The 12,536-nt window shown below is 64.5% G+C and carries 9 protein-coding genes; 4 read left to right on the plus strand and 5 right to left on the minus strand.

The window, feature by feature from the left end:
• Positions 1–84: 84 nt before the first annotated feature.
• The 5 genes from prmB to dapC form a co-directional block, all read right to left on the minus strand.
• Positions 85–969, minus strand: coding sequence for a 50S ribosomal protein L3 N(5)-glutamine methyltransferase (gene prmB, locus FSO04_RS43115; protein WP_154567451.1), 885 nt, complete (start codon positions 967–969; stop codon positions 85–87).
• A 16-nt stretch (positions 970–985) separates the two neighbouring features.
• Positions 986–2,125, minus strand: a complete 1,140-nt coding sequence (gene dapE, locus FSO04_RS43120) for a succinyl-diaminopimelate desuccinylase (RefSeq protein WP_154567452.1) — start codon at positions 2,123–2,125, stop codon at positions 986–988.
• 209 nt (positions 2,126–2,334) lie between these two features.
• Complete coding sequence (locus tag FSO04_RS43125) at positions 2,335–2,700, minus strand: ArsC family reductase (protein WP_154567453.1); 366 nt, start codon at positions 2,698–2,700, stop codon at positions 2,335–2,337.
• Complete coding sequence (dapD, locus tag FSO04_RS43130) at positions 2,700–3,527, minus strand: 2,3,4,5-tetrahydropyridine-2,6-dicarboxylate N-succinyltransferase (RefSeq protein WP_154567454.1); 828 nt, start codon at positions 3,525–3,527, stop codon at positions 2,700–2,702. The genes FSO04_RS43125 and dapD overlap by 1 nt, the downstream gene beginning before the upstream one ends.
• A gap of 81 nt (positions 3,528–3,608) precedes the next feature.
• The gene (gene dapC, locus FSO04_RS43135; RefSeq protein ID WP_168436020.1) at positions 3,609–4,826 is read right to left on the minus strand and encodes a succinyldiaminopimelate transaminase; all 1,218 of its coding nucleotides are present in this window, start codon (positions 4,824–4,826) and stop codon (positions 3,609–3,611) included.
• Positions 4,827–5,205: 379 nt separating this feature from the next.
• Between dapC and FSO04_RS43140 the strand changes: the two genes are divergently transcribed.
• The 4 genes from FSO04_RS43140 to ligA all read left to right on the plus strand — a co-directional run.
• Positions 5,206–6,204, plus strand: coding sequence for a DMT family transporter (locus FSO04_RS43140; RefSeq protein ID WP_154567455.1), 999 nt, complete (start codon positions 5,206–5,208; stop codon positions 6,202–6,204).
• A 149-nt stretch (positions 6,205–6,353) separates the two neighbouring features.
• A complete protein-coding gene (gene smc, locus FSO04_RS43145; RefSeq protein WP_168436021.1) occupies positions 6,354–9,872 on the plus strand; it encodes a chromosome segregation protein SMC in 3,519 nt (1,172 codons plus the stop codon).
• Between the two features lie 117 nt (positions 9,873–9,989).
• Complete coding sequence (locus FSO04_RS43150) at positions 9,990–11,234, plus strand: cell division protein ZipA C-terminal FtsZ-binding domain-containing protein (protein ID WP_154567457.1); 1,245 nt, start codon at positions 9,990–9,992, stop codon at positions 11,232–11,234.
• A 162-nt stretch (positions 11,235–11,396) separates the two neighbouring features.
• Positions 11,397–12,536 (plus strand): NAD-dependent DNA ligase LigA (gene ligA, locus FSO04_RS43155; protein ID WP_154567458.1); only part of this gene is annotated, 1,140 nt, incomplete at its 3' end.

Here is a 12,536-nt window from a genome sequence, read left to right on the forward strand (position 1 = left end):
CTTCTGCCGCGCGTGTCACGCAATAAAGCGGTCCGGTGGTCCGGCAACCAGCGATCTGGCAACCGGCGATCCGGCGATAGAACGTTATACCGGCAGATCCGCGGCCTGAATCAGGAACACGTTGTCGTCGCCGGCGCTCGTCGACAGCCAGACCAGATCGAGGCCGCCGAAGGCCGCTTCGACGTTCGCGCGCTCGTTGCCGATCTCGACCACCAGCACGCCGTCTTCGGTCAACCAGTTGCGCGCTTCGGCGATGATCCGGCGCACGATGTCCATGCCGTCCGTGCCGCCAGCCAAAGCCATGTCCGGCTCGTGCTTGTACTCGGCGGGCAGTTCCTGCATGGAAGCGGCGTTCACATACGGCGGATTGCTGATGATCACGTCGTAGCGGCGCTCGGCGAGCGGCGCGTACAGGTCGCCCTGGAAGAGGGCGACGCGGTCGTCGAGCCGGTAGTCCGTCACGTTGCGGGTGGCGACTTCGAGAGCGGGGGCGGAGAGATCGACGGCGTCGATATCCGCGTTCGGGAAGGCGTGCGCCGCGAGGATCGCAAGGCAGCCGGAGCCGGTGCAGAGTTCCAGCACGGCGCTGACCTGTTCGGGATCTTCGACGTAAGGCTGCAGACCGTCCTGCAGCAACTCGCCGATGAACGAGCGCGGCACGATCACGCGTTCGTCCACGTGGAAGCGAAAGCCGTGCATCCACGCTTCCTGCGTGATGTACGCCGCCGGAACCCGTTGGCCGGCGCGGCGCTCGATCACGTTCAGCACGGCGTCGACCTCGGCCGGGGAGAGACGCGCGTCGAGGAACGGCTCCAGCAGATCGAGCGGCAGATGCAGCGTGTGCAGTATCAGGTAAGCAGCTTCGTCGTAGGCGTTGGCCGAGCCGTGGCCGAACGACAACTCGGCCTGGTTGAAGCGCGACACCGCGAAACGCAGCAGGTCGCGGACAGTGGAAAACGGGAGCGTCATCGCAGAAATTCCTTGGTCAGGCGATCAGTTGTTCGAGCACGCGGCGATACACGTTCTTCAGCGGCTCGATGTGTGCGACTTCGATATGTTCGTCGATCTTGTGGATGCTGGCGTTCAGCGGGCCGAATTCGATCACCTGCTCGCAGATGCGCGCGATGAAGCGGCCATCCGAGGTGCCGCCGGTGGTCGACAGTTCGGTCGTCACGCCGGTTTCGTCCTTGATGGCTTTAGCCAGTGCGTTCGACAGATCGCCGCGCGGCGTGAGGAACGGCAGGCCGCTCACGGTCCATTGCAGGTCGTATTCGAGATTGTGCTTGTCGAGGATCGCATGGACGCGAGCCTGCAGGCCGTCCACCGTGCTGGCCGTCGAGAAGCGGAAGTTGAACATCACGTCCGCGTGGCCCGGAATCACGTTGGTCGCGCCGGTGCCGCTATGGATGTTCGACACCTGCCAGGTGGTGGGCGGGAAGTACTCGTTGCCGTCGTCCCAGCGTTCGGCGACCAGCTCGGCCAGCGCGGGCGCGAGCAGATGCACCGGATTTTTCGCCAGATGCGGATAGGCGATATGGCCTTGCACGCCCTTGACGATCAGCTTGCCCGACATGGAACCGCGCCGGCCATTCTTCACCATGTCGCCGAACTGCGCGCTCGAGGTCGGTTCGCCGACGATGCAGTAGTCCATGCGCTCGCCGCGTGCCTGCAGCGCTTCGACGACCTTGACGGTGCCGTCGGTGGCGGGGCCTTCTTCGTCGCTCGTAATCAGGAATGCGATCGAGCCACGATGCGCGGGGTGCGCCGCGACGAACTCCTCGCTTGCCACCACGAAGCCGGCGATCGACGACTTCATGTCCGCCGCGCCGCGGCCGTAGAGCTTGCCGTCACGATGGGTCGGCTCGAACGGCGCCGAGTGCCATTGTTCGAGCGGGCCGGTCGGCACGACGTCCGTGTGGCCGGCGAACGCGAGCAGCTTGCCGCGCGTGCCGTCGACGCCGCGTTTGACGGCCCACAGGTTGGTCACGCCGTTCGATTCGATCGTCTCGTGCTCGAAGCCGAGCGCGGACAGGCGCTCGATCAGGAGACGCTGGCAATGCTGGTCGTCGGGCGTGACGGACGCGCGCGCGATCAGTTGTTCGGTAAGGGCGAGGGTGCCGGACATGGATTCAGTACAAGCCACTTTGAAATGAAAAAATGCCGGCTGGCGGTTGGGCACCGCAGCCGGCAACAGCTTTTAAGCAACGCGGCGAGGCCACGTTTTACTACCCGTTGCGTTCGATCGCGGCGCTGAGCCTGGCGTTCAGTCCCGTGCGTCGAGCCACGCGAGCGGGAGTGCGCGTCAGCAAACAGCGTACGCCGGGACAAACAGCGTCAGGCAAACAGCGCCGTATATTCGTCCACGGAAAAACCGAGCGACTTGACCTTCCCGTTGACCACCAGCACAGGCCGCTTGATCACCGACGGCTTGTGAATCATCAACGCGATCGCGCCCGACTGCGTGTCCGCCGCCGCCTTCATGTCGTCGGACAGGCCGCGCCAGGTCGTGCCGCGACGATTCAGCAATGCGTCGAGCTTCACGTCTTTCAGCCAGTCCTGAACCAGCGGCTCGGTCACGCCGTGTTTCTTGAAGTCGTGGAACTCGAACTCGACGCCGTGCTCTTCGAGCCACACACGGGCCTTCTTCACGGTGTCGCAGTTCGGGATGCCGTAGACGACGGTCTTGGTGCCGCGTGCCATCAATCGCCTCGCAGCAGCTCGTTCAGGCCGACCTTCGCACGCGTCTTGGCGTCGACCTTCTTGACGATCACAGCGCAGTAGAGGCTGTGCGAGCCGTCCTTCGACGGCAGGTTGCCCGCCACCACCACCGAACCCGCCGGAATGCGGCCGTACGTGACTTCGCCGGTTTCGCGGTCGTAAATCTTGGTGCTTTGGCCGAGGTACACGCCCATCGAGATCACCGAGTTTTCTTCGACGATCACGCCTTCCACCACTTCCGAACGCGCGCCGACGAAGCAGTTGTCTTCAATGATGACGGGGTTGGCCTGCAGCGGCTCCAGCACGCCGCCGATACCCACGCCACCCGACAGGTGGACGTTCTTGCCGATCTGCGCGCACGAGCCGACGGTCGCCCACGTGTCGACCATCGTGCCTTCGTCGACATAGGCGCCGATGTTGGTGTACGACGGCATCAGCACGACGTTCTTCGCGATGAACGAGCCACGGCGCGCGATGGCGGGCGGCACCACGCGGAAGCCGCCGGCGGCGAAGTCTTCAGCGGTGTAGTTGGCGAACTTCGACGGCACCTTGTCGTAGAACTGCGAGTAGCCGCCAGCCGGCTGCACCACGTTGTCTTCCAGGCGGAACGACAGCAGCACGGCTTTCTTCAGCCATTGATTGACGACCCAGTCGCCGTCCTTCTTTTCGGCCACGCGCAGCGCGCCCTTGTCCAGTTGCTCGATGGCGTGGGCGACGGCTTCGCGCACCTCGGCCGGGGCGGCCTTCGGCGACAGGTCGGCGCGGTTTTCCCAGGCGGTATCAATGATCTGCTGAAGTTGTTGCGACATATGCGTGCTTTTCTGAAGAGTTGAAGTCTGAAGAAGGGAATGCGGTGCGCGGGGTTGCCGAATATGAAAATTCGCGAAAACTCAATCCGCGAGCGCGCGGCAAAAATCGACGATTCGTTGTGCGCCCTGCGTGCATTCGTCGACATCGGCGACGAGCGCCATGCGCACGAAATTGCGGCCGGGGTTCACGCCATGCGCAGTGCGCGCGAGGAACGAGCCCGGCAGAACCGTCACATTATAGTCGGCGTAGAGGCGCTGGGCGAACTCGGTGTCCGACAGGCCCGTGCGCGAGACGTCCGCCCACAGGTAGAACGCGGCGTCCGGCAGGCGTACGTCGAGCACCTCGGCGAGCATCGGCGTCACGGTGGAAAACTTCTGCACGTACTTCGCGCGGTTCTCGCGCACGTGCGTTTCGTCATTCCAGGCCGCGATGCTGGCACTCTGGAACACCGTCGACAAGGCCGTGCCGTGGTATGTCCGGTATAGCAGGAAGTCTTTCAGGATCGCCGCGTCGCCGGCCACGAAGCCCGAGCGCATGCCCGGCACGTTCGAGCGCTTGGACAGGCTGGAGAGCATCACGAGGCGCTCGAAGCCGCGGCCGAGCTTGTGGGCCGCTTCCAGGCCGCCGAGCGGCGGATTGGCTTCGTCGAAGTAGATTTCCGAGTAGCACTCGTCCGAGGCGATCACGAAGCCGTAACGGTCCGACAGCGCGAACAGCTCGCGCCAGTCGTCGAGCGTGAGCACGGCGCCGGTGGGATTGCCGGGCGTGCACACGTACAGTAGCTGCGTGCGCGCCCAGATGTCGGCCGGCACCGCCGAATAGTCGCAGGCGAAGTTGCGCGCCGGGTCGCTATTTACGAAGTACGGTTGCGCGCCGGCGAGAAGCGCGGCGCCTTCATAGATTTGGTAGAACGGGTTCGGACAGAGTACGATCGCAGGCTCGCCGTCAGCGTTTCGCTTGGGGTCGATGACCGTTTGTGCGAGCGCAAACAGTGCCTCGCGCGAGCCCGCCACAGGCAGCACCTGGGTGGCCGGATCGACCGGGGGCAGGTTGTAGCGCTGCGTCGCCCATTTCGCAATCGACTCGCGCAGTGCCGGCGAACCGATGGTGGCCGGATACGCCGACAAACCGCCAAGCGAGGCGATCACCGCGTCGCGAATCAGCGCGGGCGTGGGATGTTTCGGTTCGCCGATGCCGAAGCTGATGTGCGCGAGGCCGGCCGGCGGCGTGACGTCCTTGAAAAGTGCACGCAGCTTTTCGAACGGATAGGGCTGGAGGGAGTCGAGTAGCGGGTTCACTGGGCGGATCGAGCCTGATCGAAGATGGGCGCAGAGGAATGCTGGCACGCATGCGGACCGTAAAACGCGTGAAACACGCGAAAAGGGCGGCAGCGGCGGCGAGCGAATGATTATAGCGTGGCGGCGCGCACGGGAAATTCATGGTGGCGCCCGGCGTGTAAGGCGCGGCGCAACCCGCCAGGCGGCGCAGGCAATGCGACGCAGCGGGAACGACGCGAACCGCAGACGGTTCGCGCAAAAAAGAAGCAGGAGCAGCAATGTATGTAGCAGCAACGGAGACATCCGCACTATTCGGACGAAGCGGGTGCAAGAACGCCGCCGTCGGCAAAGTCAGCAACATCGCCCGCAGGACCAGCAACCGTCGCGGGAGCCTTACGTCATGACCAACTGGCTTCGCAACGGCTGGCCGACGCTCGCGATCATGCTTGGCGCCTCGGTATGGGGGATGATCTGGTACCCGCTGCGCATGCTGAATGCGCTCGGCGTGACCGGCACGGCGGCAAGCGCACTGACGAGCGCCGCCGGTTGCCTGTTCGTTCTGCTGGTGCGCCATCGTGCGCTTAAGACGGTGCGCTGGCACTGGCTGCTGCCGGCGCTTGCGCTGGCCGCCGGCATTACCAATCTCGGTTTCGTGTGGGGCTCGATCCACGGCGAGGTGATGCGCGTATTGCTGCTGTTCTATCTCACCCCCGCGTGGACCGCGCTCTTTGCGCACTTCATCCTGCACGAACGCGTGACCTGGTCGGGCGCAGGCCTTGCCGCGCTGTCGCTGGCCGGCGCGATGACCATGCTGTGGTCGCCGCAACTGGGCCTTCCGGTGCCCGGCAACCTTGCCGAATGGGCTGGCCTCGCGGGTGGCATGGGTTTCGCGATGAGCAACGTTCTGATCCTCAAGACGAGCCGCGTGCTGCCCGAGATGAAGCCCGAAATGCGCACCGCGACGATCTTCGGCGGCGCGGCGATTTTCAGCGCCTGTGCATCGCTGTTCGAGGCAATGCCCGCACCGCCCACCGGCGCGCATCTCGGCACAGCCGCGTTACTAGTGCTCGGCCTCGGTTTTCTGCTGGCGTCGAACAATATGCTCGTGCAGTACGGACTCGCGCGCGTGCCGGCCAATCGGGCCTCGATCATCATGCTGTTCGAGATCGTGGTGACGGCCTTGTCCGCATGGCTGTTCGCCGGCGAGTCGCCGGGCCCGCGCGAATGGGCAGGCGGCGCGTGCATCGTGCTGGCGTCGGCATTATCCAGCTGGGTGCACCGGACAAAGGCTTTACCGCCTGATCCGGCCAATCAGGATGCGGGTCTTGATGCCGACCGAGATGCCGACCTCGGTGCGGACCGTAAGGACGCTAAGAACCGCTCGCGCGCGATGGTATGATTGCCCCTCATTAGCCGGTGCATGCTTCATAGCGTGCAGTCGGCGCCCGTGTCGCGGGGGTTCGCGGGCCGTTTCGCTGCATCGGCGAACGGCTGGCGCGGCCTTCACGAGCCACCTTTTATTTTCCCTTTTCAAACAGCGAAATCGCCGTGCGTCTGACCTCGATCAAACTCGCTGGCTTCAAGTCATTCGTCGATCCCACGCATTTCCAGGTCCCGGGCCAGCTTGTCGGCGTGGTCGGACCGAATGGGTGCGGCAAGTCCAACATCATCGACGCCGTGCGCTGGGTGCTCGGCGAATCGCGCGCTTCCGAGTTGCGCGGCGAGTCGATGCAGGACGTGATCTTCAATGGCTCGACCGCGCGCAAGCCGGGTAGCCGCGCCAGCGTCGAACTCGTGTTCGACAACGCCGACGGCCGCGCCGCCGGGCAGTGGGGGCAGTATGCCGAAATCGCCGTCAAGCGCGTGCTGACGCGCGACGGCACCTCGAGCTACTACATCAACAACCTGCCGGCGCGCCGCCGCGACATTCAGGACATCTTCCTCGGCACCGGCCTCGGGCCGCGTGCGTACGCGATCATTGGGCAGGGCATGATCGCGCGCCTGATCGAGGCGAAGCCGGAAGAGCTGCGGGTGTTCCTTGAAGAGGCCGCGGGCGTGTCGAAGTACAAGGAACGCCGCCGCGAGACGGAGAACCGTCTGCACGACACGCGCGAGAATCTGATCCGCGTCGAAGACATCGTCCGCGAACTTAGTGCCAACCTCGAGAAGCTCGAGGCGCAGGCAATCGTCGCGACCAAGTACAAGGATTTGCAGGCCGACGGCGAAGAGAAGCAGCGTCTGTTGTGGCTGCTGCGCAAGAACGAAGCCGGCGGCGAGCAGGAACGCCAGCAACGCGCGATCGAACAGGCGCAGATCGACCTCGAAGCGCAAACCGCGAAGCTGCGCGAAGTCGAAGCGCAACTCGAAACGCTGCGCGTGGCGCATTACTCCGCCAGCGACGCGATGCAGGGCGCGCAAGGCGCGTTGTACGAGGCGAATGCCGAGGTCAGCCGCCTCGAGGCCGAGATCAAGTTCATCGTCGAATCGCGTAACCGCACGCAGGCGCAGATTGCCGCGCTGACCGCGCAGCGCGAGCAGTGGCAGTCGCAAGCGCAGAAGGCGCAAGACGATCTGGCCGACGCTGAAGAACAACTGGCCGTCGCCGACGAAAAGGCCGCGCTGGCTGAAGACGAGGCCGCCGCCAAGCATGACGCGATGCCGGCACTCGAAGCGCGCTGGCGCGATGCGCAGACCGAACTGAACGCCGAGCGCGGCGGTATCGCGCAGACCGAACAGGCACTCAAGCTCGAAGCCGCGCATCAGCGCAATGCCGATCAGCAATTGCAGCAGTTGCAGCAGCGTCACGAACGGCTGAAGTCGGAAGCGGGCGGTCTGGATGCCCCAGACGAAGCGCAGCTCGAAGACATGCGCGCGCAGCTCGCCGAGCACGAAGAAATCCTGCACGACGCGCAGGCCCGTCTTGCCGACGCGCAGGAAACGCTGCCGCGTCTCGACGGCGAACGGCGTGTGGCCCAGGAACGTGTGCAGTCGGAAAGCGCACAGATTCATCAGCTCGACGCACGCCTTGCCGCGCTCAAGCAACTGCAGGAAAACGTTCAGACCGAAGGCAAGATCCAGCCGTGGCTCGAAAAGCACGAGCTGAGCGGCTTGCCGCGTCTGTGGAAGAAGCTGCATGTCGAAGCCGGTTGGGAAGCCGCGCTCGAAGCGGTGCTGCGTGAGCGGCTCGCCGCCCTCGAAGTGTCGAACCTGGACTGGGTCAAGGCATTTGCCACGGACGCGCCGCCCGCCAAGCTCGCGTTCTACGCGCCGCCCGCAGCCGGTCAGCCGGTTGCTGCGCCGGCGGGCTTGCGTCCGTTGCTGTCGCTGGTTCGTATCGACGACGCAGGCATTCGCGCCGTGCTCAATGACTGGCTCGGCCTCGCCTTCGTCGCTGACGATCTGCAGCAGGCGCTCGCCATGCGCGCGCAATTGCCGGAAGGCGGCTCGTTCGTCGTCAAGGCCGGCCACGTCGTGACGCGAGTCGGCGTCCAGCTGTATGCGGCCGATTCGGAACAGGCCGGCATGCTGGCCCGTCAGCAGGAAATCGAAAACCTGGGCCGTCAGGTGCGCGCGCAAGCCTTGCTCGCCGATGAGGCGAAGGCCGCCGCGATCCGCGCCGAAGCCGCGCACACGCAAGCCGCGCAAGCGTTGACCGATGTCCGTCAACAGTCGGAGCGCGCAACCCAACGCGTGCACGCCTTGCAGATGGACGTGCTCAAACTCGCGCAAGCGCATGAACGTTACACGCAGCGCAGCACGCAAATTCGCGAAGAGCTCGAAGAAATCACCGCGCAGATCGAAGAGCAGCGCGCTTTGCGTGGTGAATCGGAAGCGAACTTCGAGCGTCACGACTCCGAGCTCGCCGAATTGCAGGCGCGTTTCGAAGATCACCAGATGGCCTTCGAAGCGCTCGACGAATCGCTTACCGCCGCGCGCGCCCAATCGCGCGATCTCGATCGGGCCGCCACTGACGCGCGCTTCGCCGCGCGCAACATGGCGAACCGCATCGACGAATTGAAGCGCAGCATCCAGGTCTCGCACGAGCAGAGCGAGCGCGTCGCCGCGTCGCTGGAAGACGCGCGCGCCGAGCTGGAAACGATCAACGAGCAAACCGCGCATACCGGCTTGCAGGACGCACTCGATATCCGCGCGGTCAAGGAAGAAGCGCTGCACGCCGCGCGTCTGGAACTGGACGACCTGACGGCCAAGCTGCGTGCTGCCGACGAAACCCGTCTGACCGCCGAGCGTGCGCTGCAACCGCTGCGCGACCGCATCAACGAATTGCAGTTGAAGGAACAGGCCGCGCGCCTGAACGGCGAGCAGTTCATCGAGCAACTGGCGGCAGCCGGCGTCGATGAGGCGGAATTGCAGGCCAAGCTCACGCCGGACATGAAGCCGTCCTACCTGCAAGGCGAAGTCACGCGGATCAACAACGCGATCACCGCGCTCGGTCCGGTCAACATGGCCGCGCTCGACGAACTGAAGGCGGCGACCGAGCGCAAGACGTTCCTCGATTCGCAGTCGGCCGACCTGAACAACGCGATCGAAACGCTGGAAGACGCGATCCGCAAGATCGACGGCGAAACGCGCACGCTGCTGCAAGGCACCTTCGACGAAGTGAACCGTCATTTCGGCGAGCTGTTCCCGCGTCTCTTTGGCGGTGGCCAGGCCAAGCTGATCATGACTGGCGACGAGATTCTCGACGCCGGCGTGCAGGTGATGGCGCAGCCGCCGGGCAAGAAGAATTCGACGATTCACCTGCTGTCGGGCGGCGAGAAGGCCTTGACCGCCACCGCGCTGGTGTTCGCGATGTTCCAGTTGAATCCCGCGCCGTTCTGTCTGCTCGACGAAGTGGACGCGCCGCTCGACGACGCCAACACGGAACGTTTCGCGAACCTCGTGCGCGCGATGTCGGACAAGACGCAGTTCCTGTTCATTTCGCACAACAAGATCGCGATGGAAATGGCGCAGCAACTGATCGGCGTGACCATGCAGGAGCAGGGCGTATCGCGGATCGTCGCGGTCGACATGGAAACGGCGGCGGGTTTCGCCCAGAATATCGTTTAAGTTTTCGTTTAGGTTGATCATCGCGGGCGCCCGCATTCAGCGCAGCGGCCATCGGCCGCGCGACACGTGGGGCGGGCGCAAAGCCGCGCAGACAGAAGAATTGCTGATGGAGCATGCATGGACGAGTTGACACTCGGTTTGATCGGCGCGGGTGCCGTGGTGGTCGGGGGCGTGGTCGTGTACAACGCATGGCAAGGCGCGAAGGTGCGCCGCAAGATGCCGCGTCCAATGCCGGCCGATACCACCGAAAGTTACGCGCGGGACGATCAGGAGGAGCAGAGCCCGTTCATCGAACCGGCCCGGCCGACCACGCGGCGCGAGCCCGTAGTGGGTTCGGAGCAGGCGGCGGAAACCTCGGCGGCACGTGTCGAACCGACTTTCGGCGCGACAGCCGCGCCGGCCGATACGCCGGCCGATATTCAGGCCGAGACGACTACGCCGAACGGCTATCCGGAAGCGGAAGGCATTGCTGAAGCCGAGGCCGGCCATGCCGCGACGGCCGATGAGCCGATCCTGCCCGCTGCCACAACGATTTCTTCGGCGCCGCCGGCTATCGTCGATCGCCGCATCGACTGCATCGTGCCGATCCGTTTGAATGGCCCCGTGGCCGGCGACAAGGTGATTCCGCTCGCGCAGCGCCTGCGCCGTGCCGGCAGCAAGCCGGTGCATATCGAAGGCAAGCTCGAAGGCGGCGCGTGGGAATTGCTGCAAAACGGCGCGCGCTATGAAGAGCTCCGCGCGGCCGCGCAACTGGCCAATCGGAGTGGCGCGCTCAACGAACTGGAGTTCTCCGAGTTCGTGACCGGCGTGCAGCAGTTTGCCGACGCGCTCGACGCGTCGCCGGAATTTCCCGACATGCTCGAAACGGTCGCGATGGCGCGCGAGCTCGACGGCTTCGCCGCGCAGTGCGATGCGCAACTGTCGATCAACGTGCTTTCCGACGGGGCGCCGTGGTCGGCCAATTATGTCCAGGCCGTCGCGTCGCAGGACGGCTTGCTGCTCTCGCGCGACGGTACGCGCTTCGTCAAGCTCGACGCGAAGCAGAGCCCGGTCTTCATGCTGCAATTCGGCGACACCAATTTCCTGCGCGACGACCTGACCTACAAGGGCGGCCAGATGATCACGCTGGTGCTGGATGTGCCGGTCGCGGACGAAGACATCCTGCCGTTCCGCCTGATGTGCGACTACGCGAAATCGTTGGCTGAGCGTATTGGCGGCCGGGTGGTCGACGACGGGCGCCGTCCGCTGCCGGAAACCGCGCTGCTGGCGATCGAAAAGCAGTTGATGACGCTTTACGCGAAGCTCGAGCAGGCGGGTATTCCGGCTGGTTCGCCGGCCACGCGGCGTCTGTTCAGCCAGTAACGGCTTCGCAATTGCGCAGTATTCGACGGCCGCACACTGTGCGGCCGTTGGCGTTTGGGGCGGAATAACGAACGCACGAAACTGGCCATTCGGCCGATGTAAAGGGGCACGCTTCCTGCGATAATCCAATGTCTGAATTTCACTGAAGAACCTTCCGACAGCATGGCCCGAACCTCCGTCTCAAACCCTGCAACCAGCGCTCCGGCAGAGCGGGCCGCGTGGCTGCGCGCGGAACTCGAACGCGCCAATTACGCGTACTACGTACTCGATCAGCCGGACTTGCCGGACGCGGAGTACGACAAGCTCTTCAAGGAACTGGAGCGAATCGAGACGGAGCACCCGGACCTGGTAGTGCCGGATTCGCCCACGCAGCGTGTGGGCGGCGAGGCGTCGAGCGGCTTCGAGCCGGTCGTGCACGATCAGCCCATGCTTTCGCTGAACAACGGCTTCGCCGACGAAGACATTGTTGCGTTCGACAAGCGCGTCGGCGACGCGCTTGGCAAGAACGCGAGCGAACCGCCGGTGCCGGTGGATTACGCCGCTGAACTGAAGTTCGATGGCCTCGCCATCTCGCTGCGCTACGTCGACGGCACGTTCGTCCAGGCGTCCACGCGCGGCGACGGCGCCACTGGCGAGAACGTCACCGAAAACGTGCGCACGATCCGTTCCATTCCGCTCAAGCTCAAGGGCAAACGCGTGCCGCATGTGCTCGACGTGCGTGGCGAAGTGCTCATGTTCAAGCGCGATTTTGAACGCCTGAACGAGCGCCAGCGTGCTGCTGAGCAGAAGGAATTCGCTAATCCCCGTAACGCTGCGGCGGGCAGTTTGCGGCAACTCGATTCGAAGATCACTGCGCAGCGGCCGCTGTCGTTCTTCGCTTATGGAATCGGCGTGGTCGAAGGCATCGAAATGCCGGCCACCCATAGCGAATTGCTCGACTGGTACAAGGAACTCGGCTTGCCGGTGAATGGCGAGCGCGCGGTGGTGCAGGGCGCCGAAGGCTTGCTGGGGTTCTTTCACACGGTAGGCGAAAAGCGCGATACGCTGCCTTACGATATCGATGGCGTCGTCTACAAGGTCAACCGGCGCGATGAGCAGGACGCGCTCGGCTTTGTCTCGCGCGCACCGCGTTTCGCCCTGGCGCACAAATTTCCCGCGCAGGAAGCGCTGACCAGACTCGTCGCGATCGACGTGCAGGTCGGCCGCACCGGCGCGATCACGCCGGTTGCGCGGCTGGAGCCGGTGTTCGTCGGCGGTGCGACGGTCACGAACGCAACGTTACACAACGAAGACGAAGTGCGC

Origin of the sequence: Paraburkholderia madseniana (assembly GCF_009690905.1) — a bacterium.
GTDB classification, from domain to species: Bacteria; Pseudomonadota; Gammaproteobacteria; order Burkholderiales; family Burkholderiaceae; genus Paraburkholderia; species Paraburkholderia madseniana.

Bases quoted from the DNA above. Each gene is read 5' to 3' on its own strand.
- prmB (WP_154567451.1), bottom strand. From the start codon at position 969: ATGACGCTCCCGTTTTCCACTGTCCGCGACCTGCTGCGTTTCGCGGTG.
- FSO04_RS43150 (WP_154567457.1), top strand. From the start codon at position 9,990: ATGGACGAGTTGACACTCGGTTTGATCGGCGCGGGTGCCGTGGTGGTC.
- dapD (WP_154567454.1), bottom strand. From the start codon at position 3,527: ATGTCGCAACAACTTCAGCAGATCATTGATACCGCCTGGGAAAACCGC.
- FSO04_RS43140 (WP_154567455.1), top strand. From the start codon at position 5,206: ATGACCAACTGGCTTCGCAACGGCTGGCCGACGCTCGCGATCATGCTT.
- FSO04_RS43125 (WP_154567453.1), bottom strand. From the start codon at position 2,700: ATGGCACGCGGCACCAAGACCGTCGTCTACGGCATCCCGAACTGCGAC.
- dapE (WP_154567452.1), bottom strand. From the start codon at position 2,125: ATGTCCGGCACCCTCGCCCTTACCGAACAACTGATCGCGCGCGCGTCC.